We start from the raw sequence: 19,379 nt of genomic DNA on the forward strand, positions 1-19,379 counted from the left end.
GAAAAATGAAGCAATAGGTGTTGATTCATAAAATACTGGTTGCTGGACTGCTCAACCCCCTATAGCGATGACTGCTTCTTTTTCTATCTTTCGCCTTTTTAAGTGAGACAACGTTTTAAAAAAAACACAATATGCATCTCAAGCAATAATTTTATTTCTATCACTCCACCCAATCTTTTCTGCGATATTCATATTTTAATAGATAACAAAGACTTATATATTGTAAATTAAGAATTTTTAGTATATTATTTTACTGTAATCGCTTACATTTATGTGGCGCTAAAACGGGCAGTCTGCTTGCCCGTCTTCAGCATGATTTCTACATATATTTTCACCAATATTATTTAGGAGGCTGATTATTTATGAGTCAAGCTACATTGAAAGTTGGAGAAAAGCTGGAGAAATTTCTGCAGGGAAAGAAAAAGCTGTTTATTAACGGGGAATTTGTAGAGAGTGTATCTAAAAAGACGTTCAACACTCCTAACCCCGCTACAGGCGAAACACTTGCAGCCGTTTATGAAGGGGACAAGGCTGATATCGATCTTGCTGTTAAAGCTGCAAGAAAAGCGTTTGACGCGGGCCCATGGTCTAAAATGAGCGCTGCTGAACGAAGCAGACTGATGTACAAGCTTGCTGATTTAATGGAAGCTAATAAAGAAGAGCTGGCTCAGCTTGAAACGCTTGATAACGGAAAGCCAATTAATGAAACAAAAAATTCCGATGTTCCGCTCGCGATTGAACATATGAGATATTATGCAGGCTGGTCAACCAAAATTGTCGGACAAACCATTCCGGTAAGCGGGCAATTTTTCAATTACACAAGACATGAAGCTCTTGGTGTAGTCGGACAGATTATTCCTTGGAACTTCCCTCTTCTAATGGCGATGTGGAAATTGGGCGCTGCACTTGCAACAGGATGTACAGTTGTATTAAAGCCGGCAGAGCAAACGCCTCTTTCAGCTTTATATTTAGCTGAGCTGATTGCAGAAGCTGGATTCCCTGAAGGAGTTGTCAACATCGTTCCTGGCTTCGGAGAAACAGCTGGAGACGCGCTTGTCATGCATCCTGAAGTAGATAAAATTGCTTTCACAGGTTCTACGCCTGTCGGCAAAATGATCATGGAAAAAGCATCAAAAACACTTAAGCGCGTAACACTTGAGCTTGGCGGCAAGTCGCCGAACATCATTCTTCCAGATGCTGATCTCTCTGCTGCAGTACCTGGTGCTCTTACTGGGGTAATGTTTAACCAAGGCCAGGTTTGCTGTGCAGGTTCACGCGTTTTTATCCAAAAGAAGCACTATGATAATGTTGTGTCAGACATGGTCTCCCATGCGAAAAATATCCGCCAGGGTGCAGGCATTGAGCCGGAAACTCAAATCGGGCCTCTTGTTTCAGATGAACAGCAAAACCGCGTGCTGAATTACATTCAAAAAGGTGTAGAAGAAGGCGCTGAAATCTTAACTGGCGGCGGCTCTCCATCAGAAAATGGATATTTCGTCTCGCCTACCATCTTTGCAGCTGTTAAAGATGAAATGACCATCGCAAGAGAAGAAATTTTCGGACCGGTTATTGCTGCTATGCCGTATGACGATCTGGATGAAGTGATTAACCGCGCCAACCAAAGTGAGTTTGGACTTGCAGCAGGATTATGGACAAGGGACATTGCTAATGCCCATTACGTAGCAAGTAAACTAAAAGCGGGAACGGTCTGGGTCAACTGCTACAATGCATTTGATGCTGCCTCGCCGTTCGGCGGCTACAAGCAATCCGGACTGGGACGCGAAATGGGATCCTATGCATTGTCTAATTACACTGAAGTAAAGAGTGTTTGGATTAACCTTCAGCGGTAAAAAGAAAAGCGGAACCGACCGTTTAGCTCCGACAGACAGATAAGGATCATCCAGTGAAGGCGCTTTTTGCCTTTGCTTGATGATCCGTTCTGGCCGGGGAGTTGGGAGGTGGAGCTGGACAATGAAATGTGGAACCGCCTGTATCACATGCAAAAAAAGCCATCTGAACTTTTTCAGATGGCTTTTTTATCGGTTATTTCTCTTCAAAATAATCCTTGTAGAAACCGCTCACTTTGCCGTTGTTATCAATGACAAAGTAAAATTCTTCTGTTTCGTTTTTAACTTCATATGTATTTCCCGCTGTTAAAACACGATTTACCATGTATTTTTCTGCATTTGTATGTTTGCATGTTACCACTTTAATGGTCTCTTTGTTCAGCCAATCTTGATGAATCATTTCAGCATTCTCCTTTGTGCATTTTGACCTTATTATACTATATAAACCATGAGCAGAACACCTTAACTGTGGGGTTTAGCGCACTTCCTGCTGAGCTGTATTCTCAGTTCGTGCTGTAAACGCCGGTTTAGCGCACTTTCTGAAGAGCCACACTTGCATTTTGTGCTGAAAACTCGGGTTTAGCGCACTTCCTAAAGATCGCCACTTGCACCTTGTGCTGTAAACTTGGGTTTAGCGCACTTTCTGAAGAGCCACACTTGCATTTTGTGCTGTAAACTTAGGTTTAGCGCACTTCCTAAAGATCGCCACTTGCACCTTGTGCTGTAAACTCGGGTTTAGCGCACTTCCTGAAGATCCTCATTTCCACTTTGTGCTGCAAACTCATAACCTCCTCTTTTCGTGAATAGATTGAAAAAGATGAGGTGAATTCAGTGATTTCAATGAACGATTTAAACAAGCAAATAAAAAGAATGACAGATGAGCTCAGACAGCTGCAGCAAAATGACGGTTCCTGGCGCTTTTGTTTTGAAGGCGGTCCGATGACTGATGCATTTATGATCATCCTTCTTCGTTCTCTGCAGGACGATGATGATGTATTGATAAAAAAACTGACAAATCGGCTGCTGAATCTGCAATCAAATGAAGGCACATGGAAGCTTTACGAAGATGAAAAAGAAGGCAATTTAACCGCAACTGTTCAAGCTTATACAGCCCTTCTCTCTACTGGTTTATATAAAAAATCAGACCCTTTGCTGAATCGGGCAGAATCTTTCATTGTCTCTCAAGGCGGCCTAGCTAATGTTCATTTTATGACAAAGTGGTTCCTGGCAGTAAACGGCCTTTATCCTTGGCCCAAGTATTTCCGCTTTCCGCTTGCCTATTTGCTGCTGCCAGCTAAATCCCCGATCAGTATGTATCAATTGAGTTCCTACGCCAGAATTCATTTTATGCCGATGATTCTGGCGATGAATAAACGATTTATTCACAGCACCAATCATTCGATAAATCTTTCGCATTTACACGTTTCAAAACCGCGGTCCATTGATTGGCTGTCGTTTTCAGACAGCCATCGCACAAAGCACATCTTCACTGAAACACTTCGGTCGTTTGCCGGCTTCCCAGCTTATGTGCACAGAGCAGGAGAGAACGCTGCTGAAAAATACATGCTTAAGAGGATTGAGGCAGACGGAACGCTTTTCAGCTATGCAAGTGCCACTTTCTTTATGATTTATGCCCTGCTCTCTCTTGGGTATAAGGAAAACTCCGCTCAAATTAAGCAGGCAGTTGCAGGACTTAAATCGATAATCTATCAAGATGACAACTTGATAACAGTTGAGAATTCAACCTCCACTGTTTGGGATACCGCCTTGCTCTGCTATAGCCTGCAAAAAGCGGGTATCCCCTATCATGATTCTATGATTATAAACGCTTCTTCCTTTTTGCTTTCACGCCAGCATGTAAAAAAGGCGGATTGGCGCATTCATAACCCTTCTGCCTCTCCAGGGGGATGGGGGTTTTCAAACATCAATACCAATCATCCCGACAATGATGACACAGCCGCAGTTCTCCGTGCCCTTACTCAGCTTTCCGCTTTAGATCCCGTCTATTTTGAGGCGTGGAATAAAGGTTCATCCTGGCTTTTATCGATGCAAAATCGAGACGGGGGTTTTGGTGCATTTGAGAAAAATGTCAACAATCCTATTTTTGCATCCATCCCGCTTGAAAATGCCAAAGACGCAGCTATAGATCCCTCTACAGCTGATTTAACTGGCCGTGTTCTTGAATACTTCGGAAATTTTGCAGGTTTAACAAAAGAACATCCTTCGATTCAGGCAGCGGTGGCCTGGCTTTTGCATCAGCAAGAACAAAACGGTTCATGGTATGGCAGATGGGGTGTTTGTTATATTTATGGAACTTGGGCTGCGATTACCGGGCTAAAAGCAGCCGGACTATCAAACTCTCACCCAGCTATTGTAAAAGCAGTGAAATGGCTGGTGAGGATCCAGAAGGAAGATGGCGGATTTGGAGAATCATGCAGAAGCTCTGAAGTAAAAACCTACATGCCGCTCGAATTCAGTACTCCCTCACAAACAGCCTGGGCGCTTGATGCGCTATTATGTGTGATGGATAAAAAGGACACAGCGATACAAAGAGGTGTAAAACGCCTAATGAAGCCTTTCGATGAAAAAAGCTCCGCATATCCTACCGGCATCGGACTGCCGAAGCAATTTTATATTCATTATCACAGCTACAATAAGATTTTCCCGCTGCTTGCTTTGAGTCACTATAGGAATCTCCATTAAGCAGGACTTTGTTAAAAAACAAAGTCCTGCAGCATAGTGTTACTTTCCTTTTTCATTCTACCAAAGCAATTTGTAGATCGAACAAATAGTAGAGAATTCATTCATTTCTCTACTTTGCAGCTCGTATTTTACAAAATAATCCATACAAGTAGTTCCTCCAATTTCAGAAATTAACCCTCACCATGCGGGCACGTGTAAAATTCTCCGAAGCTCCCCCATCAGCCCCCTGATCTTGAATTTCCTCAAAAGAACAGGGGAAAATTTATAAAAACAAAAAAAGGACAAATTACTGTCCTTTTTGAAAAAAGTTCAATAAAGCCACCCAATTAGTTATTTAAAGTATAAATCGATTCTGCCATCGTCTGAACTTAAATAAGTAAATGCCTTTTCAAGGCCTATTCCAGACTAGCTTCAAATAAATCAATGATCTCAAGAAACCTCTCAGCTTCTCTAAAAGTATGATCTGCTAAAAGGGGATGAATATTGCTCTTAATACGACATGCTTCTATTAACTCCCTTGCTGTTTTCTTAAAATCTCTTAACGAGGCTACCGATACTCTATTTTGATTTAAGAATTGGCTTAGTAATGGCTTAGTTTCTGATTGTGGCCGCATAGATTCCAAATCAACAGCCTGAAAAACCAATTGATCAAAATCATGACTAAATTCTTTCGCCTGCTCTACTAACTTTCGTTCCGAGGGATCTAAAAGATGTCCGATAAACTTAGCATGATCAGCCATGATTTTAAGAAAGAATACATTTTCTTCAATAATAGCTTCAGGTTTTGGGGCTAGTATACCTTCATTAAGCTCTTTTAATCGATTTGCAAAGTAAGCTGCTTCTCTGCTAATGTGATCAACCAGTAACGGGAAATTATTAGAACGAATTTCGCAGCGTAATGTTAAACCTAACACTTTTCTTTTGTATTGCCATATAGAAGCAGCTGCTTGATAAACCTCACTATTAAAGGCCTGTATTTGGCGTAAATCTGAGTTTACCGTGAATCTGCTCAGCTTTTCCTCTATTCTTTCAAAAATAGTGATAAATTGCTGTGCTTCAGCAATCAATTGTTTTTGTTCATGTGTAAACCCTAAACTTAAAAATAAGGCGTGCTCTTTCATAATTCTTGACCAAAATTTTATTTCATCCAGCGACCTTGCAACTATTGAGCTAACCAGAAAAATCCCCCCCATTTACTTACTCCTGTCTAAATATATATTTGTGTTGTCGTCCATATTCTTACTAATTCTAATTAGATGTGTGAGTAAGCAAATCCGGTCAATAAAAAGGCTCTTTCTATAAGGGATTTTCTTCTGCAAAACTGCCTCTTCCGTTAAATAAAAGCCTTACCTCCTTATTCAGGATTCCGGTTAAATTAAGAAGGTCTTGCTGATGCCAGGTAATACATTTACATGAATTTCGAACCTTAATCATAATATGGGGATGGGGGTTCCAATTTTCTTAAAAAAGGAGATGTTTATATGCAGCCTTACTATTTTTACAGAGATAACAACTGGGGACATATATTAAATTTGTTACGCCAAAGTTTATATGCTGAAGAAATGGTATGTGCTATGAGCTCAGAACTTTTCCATATACCTAAAACCAAAGATTTAAAAGGGAATCGTGAGATGCATAATCATCTAGTGCCTGCTTCCTATCACCGCGTTACAGCAGTAGGTTCATCCCAGAGACTAGTAAATGGCGAGCAACAGCAATCCATTGTAGAAACACTGGCGGCTTGTATAAAAAATGCTGAAAATCAAGATAAATATGTACGTGAAGGATTAAGAACGATGGAGGAAAATGCAAGTCCTGAGTTTAAACCATTCATTAAAATTATTATTAAGTGGCAAGAACAAGCAGAATCCTATTTAAATCAAGCAAAAGAATCTTTGGGAACTATGGGAGTTCCGATTCCTGCTGGAAGTGAACAGCAGAGTGGAGAGTACAATTTATATTAGTATATTATAAGGTTGGTTCTAGCAGCCAACCTCTATTTGTTTTAATATTTCTGATTATGCTAATTTGCCCCATATATTCAAGTGAAACTTTTCACAATTTTCACGATGATCCAATTTCATTAAAAATGTTCTGGTCCTTTAACTGAAAGAAAGAAAATCAATTCCTCCAAGGTCCTGCCCCAGACTAACTCTTCTTTTCTTATAAACATAAATAGCTAAGACTTATTCATGTAAAAAAGCACACCATTTAGTCTGTACAATGGTGTGCAAAATAATATGTGTCTTACCATTTGCACTTCTGAAAGAAGCTAGCATGTCGCAGCTCTTTCTTCATTAAAAGAAGTCGTAAAAAAATGCTTTTCTTGCCGGAATCAATGCTTCCATTCTGTTTACAGCTTCTTCCTCACCTTCAATATGGCCGATTTCATATAATTCAGCAGGCCGTTTATAGCCAAACAAAGCGGCTGACAGAGTATTAATATCAAGCGACAGTCCGTCAGCTTCTGAACCGCTAAGTTTGAAGACTTCTTTGTTCTTCATTTTGAATGTTCCATTATTCCAAGGAGCATGCTGATCTTTTAAATGAATGACCAGTTCTGAATCTTCCACCGGCCACTCGAATTCATAATCCTTCAAAAAGCTTTCCGCATCAACGATTCGCACCATAAAATAAGGTTTCACTTCCGCTTTAATTCTTGGTTCATTCAGTGAAAAGAATAATGGGTCGATCTCGTATGTAGAAATCTCAAGTTCTTTAATCATAGAGTCATGCTGGCAGATGAAATTCCACAAGCCGATTCTTGCTTCAGATGTTAAAGGAACAAACTCTTCAACTGTCATTTTGGCATTTTTCACTTCATAGAGCATATAGCCCTTTGCTTCTCCTGCCTCGTTATAATAAACAGCTGCAGTCCGGTCATCGAAAATGGACTCTTTCCACCAGGACATTTCACGGACGAGCATGCCTGAGAATCGCATGGCAAATTCATCATATATTTCTCTGATTTCAGAAGAATGAGTTTCCTTTTGAGAGCGTATAATTTTTCCTGGCACTTGCTTTTTCATGACTAGATCCTCTGATTTTAAAGAAGCTTTGAGACTGCTGCTGAACAGCTCCCAGCCATACTTCCGGTAAAATGGCACAGAGAATGGGTGAAGCATGGAAACACTGAAGCTCTCTTTTCTCATGTATTCAAGGAGAAAAGTAATCATTTCTTTCACATACCCGCTTCGTCGGTACTCAGGATAAGTGGCCACACCCGCTATACCGCCCATTTTCCATTTCGTTTCACCAAGGTATACTTCAAGCGGCAGAAGGTGAAGCTTAGCAGCAAGCTCCTCCCCTTCAAGGATCCCGAATAACTGATGATGCTTTTCCATCCTCTGCAGTCTATTTTCAATCTTTTCTTCAGGTACTTTATATTGAAACGCATATTCTGATAGTTTCATTGCTTCGCGATATTGTTCTTTTGTTAGTCTGATTACAGTCATATAGATCCCTTCCCTTTATACCATTCCGCTTTGTTATTTTTATTTAAATCAGCCCGGCAGCTGATTTCATTCAGGACCTTAAAAATCCGCCCTCAGAATGAATTGTCTGGCCGGTAATCCATTCACCTGCATCACTTGCAAGGAAAGAAACAATCCGGGCAGCATCTTCAGGCTGCCCGATTCGGTTCATAGGAAATTTTTTAACAAGCCCTGCTTTTAAGTCATCTGTCATCCACCCTGTATCTGTAGGACCGGGATTCACAGCATTTACCGTGATGCCTTTATAGCCTATTTCTGCTGCAAGCGTCTTGGTCATATCAGGAATACATGCTTTTGTTGCCGCATATGCAAGCTCACCAGGCATTGGTCCTTGTGATTGGCCGGATGTCATATGAATAATTCTTCCTCCCCGGCCCTGCTGAAACCGTTTTGCAAATTCGGCACTTAACATAAGCGGTGCCCTGACATTCACAAAATAATGAAGATCGAGGTTTTCAGATGTTATCGTTTCGAAATTGTTTTCAGCAGAGTATGCTGCATTATTTATAAGAATGGACGGTTCTCCAAGCTTTTTCTCGACTTGATCAAATAAGACGCGGAAAGATTCCGTATTTGTTAAATCCAGCTCCATACTTGATGAGCGCACTCCTAAGGCTGCAAGTTGAGACTCAAGCCTTTCAGCTTCTTCATGTTTAGATCCCCAACACTGCTCTGCATCGTAAGGCCGGTAGTAAGTAAAAAATATATCTGTTCCGGCTTCAGCAAGCTCGAGGCAAATGGCTGCTCCAATCCCTTTAAGTCTGCTTGCTCCCGTTACGATGGCAATTTTCCTGCTGTTCATCTATTCACCTTCTCTTATAGGTACTGATTGAAAAAATCAGCGATTGCGCGATAAACAAGAATTTCATTCTCTTTTTTTGTAAAGCCGTGTCCCTCGTCTTCTAACACCATGTAGTCTACCGAACGGCCCTTTTGTCTCAGGGCTTCAACAATTTTATCAGATTCTGCTTTAACGACACGCGGATCGTTTGCCCCCTGAATCACAAGCATCGGTTTTGTCATACCCTCTAAATGCGTGATCGGAGAAAAATCAATCAGTTTTTCGCGGTCACGTTCAGGATTTCCGACCCACTGATCCATAGCAGATTTCCAAAATTCCGGTACACTGTTAATAAACGAGAAAAGATCGCTCGGTCCAAAAATATCGACAACCGCTTTGAAGTATTCAGGATGGCGCCCGTGAAGAAGAAGGGCCATATACCCTCCAAAGCTTCCGCCCATTAAGAAAATTTTCTCTTTATCGGCAATTCCTTGCTCAATCAGCCAGTTAATTCCTGCTGTCATGTCATGGCGCGGACCATTCCCCCATTCTCCCTCAACCATTTTCATGAATGAAAGTCCATAACGGGTAGATCCTCTGAAGTTAGGTGTAAAAATACTGTAGCCGCAATTCAGCAAAAACTGAAAAAGAGCTCTGAATGAGTTTGTTTCTGCAGCCTGCGGACCGCCATGAGGCCAGATAATCATATGCCCGTTGCTTGTTTCAGCATGAGCTCTATACAAGGAAGCTTCAATCTCCATTCCGTCAAAAGACGCATATGTAACGGTTACCGGTTCTACTAAATCTTCCGGTCTCATCCCGGTAACTCCATGATTCGTGATCTGCTCCCAGCTGTGCGAAGGGGTTCTGGTGAAAATATTTAATGGGATAGTTGCTGATTGTCCGAGAATGAACAGCTCTCCAGCTTCTGTTACTTCCATTTTATTTATTCTGTCAATCGGAATTTCAATGAATTCAGATGATTGATCAACTAAATCATAAGAAACCAATTCATCTTTAACCCCTTTAGCCGCTGTCACATAAATCTTTTGCAGAGCTTCATCATATTTCAGCGCACTTGCATCTTTCCCTTTCAGTTCCAGGACCTTTGAAAACTCACGCTTGGCCAAATCAAATTTAGCCAAATAGGAAAAGTCTGATTCATAGTTTGTAATAAAATAGATTACCTGCTCAGACGTATAAACAGGATCGCTTTGAGTAAATTGCTGATCACTTTCAGGTGTTGCCAGAACATCATCCCCGTCAATTTTCACAAACAATAACGAAGAAGTATTGCCGTAGTTTTTAGAGTAAACAAAGCTTTTCTCTTCAGGTGAAACGGCCATTAGATAGACTGAAGTATCCGTCCCCTCTATTAGAATTTCTTCTGATTCATCCGAAAGATTATATCGATAAGCTGCAAGATAGGCATCGTGGCCATCTTTAGTGGATGTATAATAAAGCGATTCACCATTCTTTGAAAAGAACGGGAACATGTGACGCTCCCCTTTATCATACCGCACCGCCACCTGTGAACCGCCTTTTGGTGAAAGCGCATACAGCTGAGAATTTTCATCTCCGTCCTGATCAAAGCCAGCCAGAATAAAATTCGAATTTTTATTATATAGAAGACTGTCGCATGCTTGATTAATGGATGTTAACGGATAAGGATACTGATTCGGCAAATCCATTGCCCATAAGTTAAAATGTCCTCCGATATTTGTACTGAACACCAGCTGTTTTTTATCTGGAGAAACCGTAAAGTCCTGAATCGTCAGCACCTTTAAAAACTGCTCGACATCCGGCTTTTGAAAAGTAATCATAAACGACACCCCTTTTAAAAGATTCTCTTACCCTATTCTACAGAAATAGGAAATTCCCTGTTCCCATTGGCAAAAAAGATAAGTATGACGGCCGGAATACAGTTGTTTAGGAAGGATTTCACAAGAATTAAATCATAATAATATTATGTAAACTTTATACTGCCAAAAAAAGAACAGCGATCATCATCGCTGTTCTTTCTTTCCATTCATCGTTACATATTGAATCCCTGTATGAAGATTAGAGAAGGTTTGAATATTATCCATCGATATCCCAAGGTTAATCAGGGTTTGGGCGATTTCAGGGCGAATGCCTACAATGATGCAGCTTGTACCAAGCAATTGAACGGCTTCTGCTGCCTGCATCAAATGATTTGCAACAAATGTATCTACAACCGGGACTCCGGTAATATCAATAAATATATAATTGCATTTATAATGTTCGACACCAATCAGGAGATTTTCTTTAATGACCTGGGCCCTTTCATCATTAATGTTGCCGATCAGGGGCAGGATGCATATGTCTGTTGAGATTGGGATCATTGGAGCTGTCAGTTCTTTTACAATATGCTGCTGCTTTCGGTATTCTGCATTCCATGAATTTGAACAGTCACTCACTAAATCTGCAATGATGGGATCAAACCATCTGTCCACGCTCTTATATAAGTCATTCACAACGATTGCAGAATTCTCATTTGAAAGTGCAAGTTCAATGAGAGATCTTCTGAACTGCTGAACCGATTTTACAAGATACGTTAATGAATCATCCTGCTTAAAATATCTCTCATACCATTCTCGCAGATAGTCAGCGGATTTTTCATCTGATCTGATGATGATGCTGAAAATCATATCAAATAGTTTTTGCTTTTCTTCCGAATCTACAAATTTCGGACTTTCGATGCCGCTCTCCCATTTCTCATATAGCAGGCGTTCATTCTGGTTCATCATGTCTATTACTTGCTGCATATACACTCCCCCAACTTTCTTTACTCTCTAATCCTGTACCCTAAGGGAACTCGAAATCAAACGTTTTCTTTAAAAAGGAAGTTCAATATTTGTTTCAAGCGTTCCTCTTATTTTTTTCACATAGCAGTCTTTTCCTATCAGCCACTCTTTAAATGAAAAGATAATCGGCTGACTGTCTCCTCCAACTCCGATCATCACCTGAAGTGTTTTTGGCATATAAACCGCAGTATGAAGGGTTCCTGCCCAATTCTGATATTCTTTTTTGAAAATTGTACTGCTTGTGCTGTTAAAGAAAATAAAAGCATCTGATGCTGAAAAATCAGGACTAAATACTTCTGAAATCTGATTCTTCCTGGAATGAGTTTCCACTAAATGATGACGGTTTTCGCTCAGTTTAGAGGGACTCTCAAAATGATTTGTGCACGCCATTTGAGAATTAGATGTGATAGAAACTCCCTTGCTGGATGCTTCTGCTATGGCTGCATGTCCAGCTGCATCGTAAAGAGAATAATTAAACGCATGCCGGTGAGGAATTTCTTTTAGCTTCAGAATGGCTTCGGCAGTCGTTTTGCATGTGTCCAGGATAAATCTTGCAATGCTGCAGCAAATAAACCCGTCTCCAGGTTTTAGCCGATTCACAAAATGATAGCCAATGACAAGCCCCTTTTCATTCATGCCGTCAATCCGTCCGATCATTCTTGTGGCAAAACCGATGCTCGCGTAGGCGTTTTCAGGCTGCCAAATCAAAAATCTTCCTTCATACGTTTTTGGATGGTAATCATAGTTTCTGGCATAATAGCCGTTTTGCATGAGAGCACTGCACCCTGATTTTTTCCAATCTGCCTGATACCCGCTGTATTCATGGACAATATCCTCTATTGGCCAATCAATTCCAGCAGACAAACCCTCAAGTTCCTGCCATAGACCTGGAGCAAATTGTTCATACAGGCTCTTAGCCGCTTTCAGTTCCGATTGATAAGATTTGATTGATTTTATTCTTCTTTTCTGATGATTTTGGAAGAGTTTAGAATCACTATGTAATTTTCCCTGTTTGATCCCAAGGTCATAATAACTTCCGCGCCCCTGTATCACCTCTGCTTCAATTTTAACCATCATTTTCACGCTCCATATCTTCTATCATGCATGATTTGAAAAAAATAAACAAATTCTAATGAGCATATTTAATGCAACTTTTAAATCAAGACAGTATCATGTAATGGTACATATGAATACGGAGGTCGAGAATTATGAATTCAAACTATCAGTCGTTATTTCAGCCATTTGCATTTAAAAACGGTATTCAATTAAAGAACCGTGTCGTTATGGCGCCGATGACAAATTTTTCATCAAATGATGATGGAACCGTAACAGAAGCTGAAACTGCTTATTATAGCCGCCGTTCAAGCGGAGCTGGCATGGTTATTACCGCATGTGCCTATGTAACTCCGAGCGGCAAAGGATTCCCCGGCGAATTTGGAAGTGATTCCGATGAGATGATTCCTTCCCTGCGAAAGCTTGCTTCAGCAATAAAGGATCAAGGTGCTAAAGCGATTCTCCAGATTTTCCATGGCGGACGCATGGTTCCTGCAGAACTAGTTCCAAATGGTGATGTAGTCAGTGCCAGTGCTGTGGCTGCTGAACAGGGGCATCCATCTGGTGAAGCACCTGTGCCGCGTGCGCTGACAATTGAAGAAATAAACAGCATTATTAAAGACTTCGGTGAATCAGCCCGCCGTGCCATTGAAGCAGGCTTTGACGGTGTTGAAATACACGGTGCGAATACCTATTTAATCCAGCAATTCGTCTCGCCTCATTCAAACCGCCGCGAGGATGAGTTTGGAGGAAGCCTTGAAAAAAGACTTGCTTTCCCTCTTGCAATTGTTGATGAGGTGAAAAAGACGGTTGATCAATATGGGACAAATGAATTTCTTGTGGGGTACCGTTTCTCACCTGAGGAGCCGGAAACACCGGGAATTACAATGGAAGATACGTTAGCGCTTGTTGATGCGCTTACTGAAAAAGACTTGGATTATCTTCATATCTCCCTGATGCAATATTGGTCAACTCCAAGACGGGGTATTGATGATACACGCTCCCGCCTTGAAATTATCCAAGAACGTGTTGACGGCAAGGTGCCGCTGATTGGCGTTGGATCGATTTATACACCAGATGATGCGATGAAAGCAATGAGTACCGGAGTGCCTCTGATAGCCCTTGGCCGTGAATTGATCATCGATCCTGATTGGGTGCAGAAAATTGCCGAAGGCCGAGAAAATGAAATTGAAACAAAACTCGATAAAAATGCCCAGTCCCGTCTGGTCGTGCCTGATCCATTATGGCAGGCAATCATTCACACACCTGGCTGGTTCCCAGTTAAAGACTGAAGATAAAATGAAAACGAGCATCGCTGCAGATGCTCGTTTTTTTGCTTAATTTATATAAGACAAAACGCCTAAAATGAACAAAACTTTGACTAATTTAGTATTTCCGGTGATCAATTGATCCCACCTTTAACAAGAACATTTATGGGAACTCATTTCATACAGAAAGGAATTCTCATTCAGGGGCTTTGATTCCTTTTTGCAGCCGCCTTTCTGGATTTTTGTCCTTATGCGGCGTGGTTGGTTCCTTTTTGGAGGCACAGTTCTGAATTTTTGTTCTCATACAGCGTGGTTGGTTCCTTTTTGCAGGCACCCTTCTGGATTTTAGTCCTCATACAGCGTGGTTGGTTCCTTTTTGCAGGCACCCTTCTGGATTTTAGTCCTCATACAGCGTGGTTGGTACTATTTTGGAGGTACCGTTCTAAATTTTTGTCCTCATACAGCGTGGTTGATTCCATTTTACAGGCACCATTCTGGATTTTTGTCCTCATACAGCGTGGTTGGTTCCATTTTATAGCCGCCATTCTCAACATTTGTCCTCATACAGCGTATTTGATTCCATTTTGCGGCTGCCATTCTGGATTCATGAGACTCATACATCAGCTATCTAGTACAGGTAATCTACAGCCTTTAACACCCAAAAGAACCTTAACACAACAAAAAACGGATACAAATTGCTGTGCAATTTAGTACCCGTCTTTTTGTATTTTTTCTCCCTCAAATAATTAACGACATGAGGTTTTTAAGTTCAATTATCCTTCAATCAATAATGATTCTGGATCTTCAAGCAAGTCTTTAACTGTTGCAAGGAAGCTTACTGCTTCTTTGCCGTCTACGATGCGATGGTCGTATGAAAGGGCGATGTACATCATTGGACGGTTTTCCATTGTGTCTTTGTCAATTGCAACCGGACGAAGCTGAATTTTGTGCATGCCCAAAATTCCGACTTGTGGTCCGTTTAAGATTGGTGTTGACATAAGAGAACCGAACACACCGCCATTTGTGATCGTGAATGTACCGCCAGAAAGATCGCCAATTGTTAATTTGTTGTTTTTCGCTTTTCCTGCAAGCTCACCGATAGCGCCTTCGATTTGGGCAAATGATTTGCGGTCTGCGTCGCGGACAACTGGTACTACCAGACCTTCTGGAGCTGAAACCGCAATGCCGATATCATAGAACTTCTTAATAACTAGCTCATCACCCTGAATTTCAGCATTCAATAATGGGTATTTCTTAAGTGCCGCAATAACCGCTTTTGTGAAAAATGACATAAAGCCAAGGCGCACTTCATGCTGTTCAAAGAATTTGTCTTTTCTGCGTTTGCGGACGTCCATTACCGCTGTCATATCAACTTCGTTAAATGTCGTCAGCATTGCAGCAGTTTGCTGTACCTCGACCAGGCGTTTAGCAATCGTTTGTCTGCGTCGTGACATGCGCTCGCGCTCAACTGGTTTGTCAAAAGAATCAGCAGCTTGCTTTGCAGGCTTAGCTTCAGGCGCTTTTTGAGGCGCAGCAGCCTTTGCAGGTGCCGCGTTTGGAGAATAAGCTTCAACGTCATGCTTGCGCAATCTTCCAAGCGGGTCTCCTGAAGGAACTTGAGCCAGATCAATTCCTTTTTCTCTAGCAAGCTTGCGTGCTGCCGGAGAAGCAATCGGACGCTGGGATTTACTTTCTGTTTTTTCCTGCTTTTCCTCTTTTGGTGCAGAAGCCTTAGGCTGCTCTTCTTTAACCGGTTCTTCTTTTACTTCTTCAACTTGCGCAGCTGCAGTCTCTCCGTTTTCATCGATCTCTGCAATTACTTCGCCGACTTGAACCGTGTCTCCTGAATCTTTGACAACATCCTTCAGCACACCAGAATAATCAGCTGTCAGTTCAACGTTTACTTTATCTGTTTCAAGCTCAACCAGATATTCCCCTTTTTCAACGTAGTCCCCTGGTTGTTTCAGCCATTGTGCGATAGTTCCTTCTGAGATGGATTCAGCTAATTCTGGTACGATTACTTGTGCCATGATCAAATTCTCCCTTCGTTTTTCCACGTCAATGCTTCTGTTACTATACGCTCTTGATCTTTTTTATGAACGTTTGGATCTCCCTCTGCTGTCGAAGATCTTCTTTTTCTTCCAATATAGTTCACTTTTACTTGAGCAGGTGCCACTTCACGGAGCTCTGGATCCATAAATGTCCATGCACCCATGTTCATAGGTTCTTCTTGTACCCAGACGATTTCTTCAAGTGACTCATAGCGTCCAAGGATCGCTGTAATTTCCTTTTTAGGGAATGGATATAATTCTTCCACACGTACTACGTGGATTTCTTTTACCTCTTCTTCAAGGGATTTTAATTTATCTGTTAAATCCGTTGCGATTTTTCCGCTGCATAGAACGATGCGCTTCACATCCGCATAGTTCAGGCCAAGTCCAGGCTGTTCCACAACCGGGCGGAATTCCCCTTCGCTCAGCTCTTCAATGGAAGAAATGGTTTGCGCGTTTCGCAGCAGACTCTTTGGCGTCATAATTACAAGCGGACGAACTTCTTCACGTTTCAGAAGGGCTGCCTGTCTTCTTAAGATATGGAAATACTGAGCAGCGCTCGTTAAGTTTGCCACTGTCCAGTTGTTTTCAGCTGCAAGCTGAAGGTATCTCTCAAGTCTGGCACTTGAATGCTCAGGCCCTTGTCCTTCATAACCGTGAGGAAGAAGCATCACAAGTCCTGATTTTTGACCCCATTTTGCACGTCCTGCTGCGATGAATTGATCAAAGAAAACTTGTGCAGCGTTTGCAAAGTCGCCGTATTGAGCTTCCCATAGCACTAGTGTTTCAGGTGCAAAGACGTTGTAGCCATATTCAAAGCCAAGAACAGATCCTTCAGATAAAGGACTGTTATGAACAGCAAACGAAACATTTGATTTAGATAGTGTATGCAGCGGCGAATAAACATTGCCTGTTTCACTATCGTGAAGCATTAAGTGTCTTTGAGAGAATGTACCGCGTTCAGAATCCTGGCCGGACAGGCGAATTGGCGTGCCGTCTTCAAGGATCGTCGCGAATGCCAGCGTTTCTGCTAATGCCCAGTCCGCTTTTTCTTCACCGACAAAGATATTGGCGCGTCTTTCAAGAATTCTCTTCAATTTATCAAAAACATTGAAGCCTTCAGGCCATTTCACAAGCTCATCATTAATTCTTAAGAGAGATTCTTTATCAACGGATGTTTTGATTTTTGGCAGTCCATTGATAACGATTTCAGGAAGCTCTATGTCATGTACCTGTGTTACTTTTTTCGATGGAACTTTTTGATAAGCAGCATCAAATTTGTCTAATGTCTGCTGATCAATTTCTGCAATCTTATCCTTGCTTAAATATCCTGCTTCTTCAAGCTGTGCAGCATAGAGTGCACGGACTGTCGGATGCTTGCGGACTTTTTCATAGAGCTGCGGCTGTGTAGTTGATGGCTCATCCATTTCATTGTGGCCAAAGCGCCGGTAGCCAATTAAATCAATTAAGAAGTCACGGTTAAAGAGCTTGCGGTACTCGGTGGCAATTATGACTGCAGCAAGACACGCCTCTGGATCATCTGCATTTACGTGCACGATCGGGATTTCGTATCCTTTTGCAAGGTCACTTGCATATTTTGTAGAGCGCGAGTCTCTGCTTTCAGTTGTAAATCCTATCATGTTGTTGGCGATAATATGAATGGATCCGCCAGTCTGATAGCCTGTCAATGAATTTAAGTTTAATGTTTCAGCTACGATGCCCTCACCCGGGAATGCAGCATCCCCATGAATGATGATCGCCATTGATTCTTTTTCATCTTGTTTAGGATAGCCTGTTGTTTTGCGGTCATCCTGTGCAGCACGTGTGTAGCCCATGACAATCGGGTCCACATACTCAAGGTGACTTGGGTTGTTTGCAAGAGTCAGCCTTGCACGCTTTGTGCTTTCGTCTGTAATTTGACGGTCAGCTCCAAGATGATATTTTACATCTCCGCTCCAGCCGTAGTTAATGCCTACAGATCCTTCAGAAGGAACGAGCTCCTTATTTGGAGAATGCTGAAATTCCGAGAAAATAATTTCATAAGGCTTGCCGAGAACATGTGCCAGCACATTTAAGCGCCCTCTGTGAGCCATACCAATGTTTACGTTGTTTGTTCCTGCGTGAACCGCGTTTGAAATCAGTTCATCAAGCATTGGAACAAGCATATCCAATCCTTCAATTGAAAAACGTTTTTGCCCTACAAACGTGCGGTGCAAAAATTTCTCAAAGCCTTCAACCTCAGAGAGGCGACGCAGAAGAGACGCGCGTTTTTCATTTGTATGACTTTTGAAGATTTCTCCGGACTCAACCATTTTCTTGAGCCAGTATTTTTCTTCAAAACGGTGTACGTGAGAGAATTCAAAAGCAATCGTTTTTGTATAAGCTTCTTTTAAATATTGAATGGCCTGTAATCCATTCGTTACTTCTTCAGGTGCATCCGCACATAAAATGGATGCAGGGATTTCTTCTAAGTCAGATTCTGTCAGCCCGTAATCCTTCAGCTGAAGAAACTCTTTTTGTTTGACATTTTCAAATGGATAAATTGAAGCGTTTAAATGTCCATAAGTGCGGATATCATCTGCAAGCTTGACTGCATAAGCAATCTTCTTCATTTTATCCGCGCTTGTTGCGTTTTGAACAGACGTTGCTGTGCCCGCTGATGTTTCATTGCTAACTTGGGCCTGCGGTACTGTGTCCCATCCTTCAAACATTTCTCTTAATTCTTCATCAACCGATTCTGGATCCTGCTGATATTGATCAAACAGCTCCAGTACATAGCCAAGGTTCGGTCCATGAAAATCCTCAAGTCGAATCTTGCGCTTTGTTGTAGTTCCTGACATCTTACATAACCCCCAGCAATGGTAGTGAATCTGATTGAATTTTTTAAAAAACAGATTCAAATGGATATTATTGTAATATACTATCCTATCTTTCTTAGAATGATAGGCTTGGATTAAAACGCTTCCATTTCCATTTTAACACTCCTTGCCCGTTTTATCAAAGGAGTATCATAAGAAAATTTAAAATAATACTGAAAAACAAAAATTAAAACTGAATTCAATTATCAAAAGATGCATATTTTTGTTTTTTAAGGCGAAAACCAGCCTCTTTTCCTCATGCAGCTGACAAATATTCATCTTTTTCTCGTAAATTCGATGTATTTTGATAAAAAATAATCCGATTAGAAAAGGGATCGTGCACGATTAATTCATATGTATTCCATGGAGCCATTTCATTCCCGGGTTTGCGAAAGAATATCCTTAAGATTTGAGTATACTATGATAATTTCAGGACCTTCGCAATGATTCTGACGCTGATCCAGGTGAGCAACGGATTCAATGGAGACTGCATAAGCAT

The 19,379-nt window shown here is 41.4% G+C and carries 13 protein-coding genes; 4 read left to right on the forward strand and 9 right to left on the reverse strand.

Annotated elements, in window-relative coordinates:
• The first annotated feature begins 362 nt into the window (after nucleotides 1-362).
• On the forward strand, nucleotides 363-1,850 hold the full coding sequence (locus GJU41_RS19860; protein ID WP_154319357.1) for an aldehyde dehydrogenase family protein: 1,488 nt from the start codon (nucleotides 363-365) through the stop codon (nucleotides 1,848-1,850).
• A gap of 193 nt (nucleotides 1,851-2,043) precedes the next feature.
• On the opposite strand, the gene GJU41_RS19865 is transcribed toward GJU41_RS19860, so the two are convergent.
• Nucleotides 2,044-2,247: a DUF6501 family protein gene (locus GJU41_RS19865; RefSeq protein WP_070875904.1), complete on the reverse strand. Its 204-nt coding sequence runs from the start codon at nucleotides 2,245-2,247 to the stop codon at nucleotides 2,044-2,046.
• 440 nt (nucleotides 2,248-2,687) lie between these two features.
• Here GJU41_RS19865 and shc point away from each other — a divergent pair, with 440 nt between their 5' ends.
• Complete coding sequence (gene shc / locus GJU41_RS19870; RefSeq protein ID WP_070875983.1) at nucleotides 2,688-4,550, forward strand: squalene--hopene cyclase; 1,863 nt, start codon at nucleotides 2,688-2,690, stop codon at nucleotides 4,548-4,550.
• A 395-nt stretch (nucleotides 4,551-4,945) separates the two neighbouring features.
• On the opposite strand, the gene GJU41_RS19875 is transcribed toward shc, so the two are convergent.
• On the reverse strand, nucleotides 4,946-5,743 hold the full coding sequence (locus tag GJU41_RS19875; protein WP_070875905.1) for a DUF2935 domain-containing protein: 798 nt from the start codon (nucleotides 5,741-5,743) through the stop codon (nucleotides 4,946-4,948).
• A 288-nt stretch (nucleotides 5,744-6,031) separates the two neighbouring features.
• Here GJU41_RS19875 and GJU41_RS19880 point away from each other — a divergent pair, with 288 nt between their 5' ends.
• Complete coding sequence (locus tag GJU41_RS19880; RefSeq protein WP_154319358.1) at nucleotides 6,032-6,514, forward strand: hypothetical protein; 483 nt, start codon at nucleotides 6,032-6,034, stop codon at nucleotides 6,512-6,514.
• Between the two features lie 333 nt (nucleotides 6,515-6,847).
• Here GJU41_RS19880 and GJU41_RS19885 read toward each other — a convergent pair whose 3' ends face one another.
• The 5 genes from GJU41_RS19885 to GJU41_RS19905 form a co-directional block, all read right to left on the reverse strand.
• Nucleotides 6,848-8,005, reverse strand: a complete 1,158-nt coding sequence (locus GJU41_RS19885) for a GNAT family N-acetyltransferase (protein WP_154319359.1) — start codon at nucleotides 8,003-8,005, stop codon at nucleotides 6,848-6,850.
• 70 nt (nucleotides 8,006-8,075) lie between these two features.
• Nucleotides 8,076-8,846, reverse strand: a complete 771-nt coding sequence (locus GJU41_RS19890; RefSeq protein WP_070875907.1) for an SDR family oxidoreductase — start codon at nucleotides 8,844-8,846, stop codon at nucleotides 8,076-8,078.
• Nucleotides 8,847-8,860: 14 nt separating this feature from the next.
• Complete coding sequence (locus GJU41_RS19895; RefSeq protein ID WP_154319360.1) at nucleotides 8,861-10,648, reverse strand: S9 family peptidase; 1,788 nt, start codon at nucleotides 10,646-10,648, stop codon at nucleotides 8,861-8,863.
• Nucleotides 10,649-10,831: 183 nt separating this feature from the next.
• Complete coding sequence (locus tag GJU41_RS19900; protein WP_070875909.1) at nucleotides 10,832-11,611, reverse strand: STAS domain-containing protein; 780 nt, start codon at nucleotides 11,609-11,611, stop codon at nucleotides 10,832-10,834.
• Nucleotides 11,612-11,680: 69 nt separating this feature from the next.
• The gene (locus GJU41_RS19905) at nucleotides 11,681-12,727 is read right to left on the reverse strand and encodes a C45 family autoproteolytic acyltransferase/hydrolase (protein WP_224771374.1); all 1,047 of its coding nucleotides are present in this window, start codon (nucleotides 12,725-12,727) and stop codon (nucleotides 11,681-11,683) included.
• Between the two features lie 131 nt (nucleotides 12,728-12,858).
• On the opposite strand from GJU41_RS19905, the gene GJU41_RS19910 reads away from it, so the two are divergent.
• Nucleotides 12,859-13,995, forward strand: a complete 1,137-nt coding sequence (locus GJU41_RS19910; RefSeq protein ID WP_070875910.1) for an NADH-dependent flavin oxidoreductase — start codon at nucleotides 12,859-12,861, stop codon at nucleotides 13,993-13,995.
• Between the two features lie 749 nt (nucleotides 13,996-14,744).
• Here GJU41_RS19910 and odhB read toward each other — a convergent pair.
• Entirely contained in the window at nucleotides 14,745-16,001 is a 1,257-nt protein-coding gene (odhB, locus tag GJU41_RS19915) for a 2-oxoglutarate dehydrogenase complex dihydrolipoyllysine-residue succinyltransferase (protein WP_070875911.1), read from the reverse strand.
• Between the two features lie 2 nt (nucleotides 16,002-16,003).
• Nucleotides 16,004-18,862, reverse strand: coding sequence for a 2-oxoglutarate dehydrogenase E1 component (gene sucA, locus GJU41_RS19920; protein ID WP_070875912.1), 2,859 nt, complete (start codon nucleotides 18,860-18,862; stop codon nucleotides 16,004-16,006).
• Between the last annotated feature and the right edge of the window lie 517 nt (nucleotides 18,863-19,379).

This window comes from Metabacillus idriensis (genome assembly GCF_009674765.1).
In the GTDB taxonomy this organism is placed as follows: domain Bacteria; phylum Bacillota; class Bacilli; order Bacillales; family Bacillaceae; genus Bacillus_P; species Bacillus_P idriensis.

Bases quoted from the DNA above. Each gene is read 5' to 3' on its own strand.
- GJU41_RS19860 (WP_154319357.1), top strand. From the start codon at position 363: ATGAGTCAAGCTACATTGAAAGTTGGAGAAAAGCTGGAGAAATTTCTG.
- GJU41_RS19865 (WP_070875904.1), bottom strand. From the start codon at position 2,247: ATGATTCATCAAGATTGGCTGAACAAAGAGACCATTAAAGTGGTAACA.
- shc (WP_070875983.1), top strand. From the start codon at position 2,688: ATGAACGATTTAAACAAGCAAATAAAAAGAATGACAGATGAGCTCAGA.
- GJU41_RS19875 (WP_070875905.1), bottom strand. From the start codon at position 5,743: ATGGGGGGGATTTTTCTGGTTAGCTCAATAGTTGCAAGGTCGCTGGAT.
- GJU41_RS19880 (WP_154319358.1), top strand. From the start codon at position 6,032: ATGCAGCCTTACTATTTTTACAGAGATAACAACTGGGGACATATATTA.
- GJU41_RS19885 (WP_154319359.1), bottom strand. From the start codon at position 8,005: ATGACTGTAATCAGACTAACAAAAGAACAATATCGCGAAGCAATGAAA.
- GJU41_RS19890 (WP_070875907.1), bottom strand. From the start codon at position 8,846: ATGAACAGCAGGAAAATTGCCATCGTAACGGGAGCAAGCAGACTTAAA.
- GJU41_RS19895 (WP_154319360.1), bottom strand. From the start codon at position 10,648: ATGATTACTTTTCAAAAGCCGGATGTCGAGCAGTTTTTAAAGGTGCTG.
- GJU41_RS19900 (WP_070875909.1), bottom strand. From the start codon at position 11,611: ATGCAGCAAGTAATAGACATGATGAACCAGAATGAACGCCTGCTATAT.
- GJU41_RS19905 (WP_224771374.1), bottom strand. From the start codon at position 12,727: ATGATGGTTAAAATTGAAGCAGAGGTGATACAGGGGCGCGGAAGTTAT.
- GJU41_RS19910 (WP_070875910.1), top strand. From the start codon at position 12,859: ATGAATTCAAACTATCAGTCGTTATTTCAGCCATTTGCATTTAAAAAC.
- odhB (WP_070875911.1), bottom strand. From the start codon at position 16,001: ATGGCACAAGTAATCGTACCAGAATTAGCTGAATCCATCTCAGAAGGA.
- sucA (WP_070875912.1), bottom strand. From the start codon at position 18,862: ATGTCAGGAACTACAACAAAGCGCAAGATTCGACTTGAGGATTTTCAT.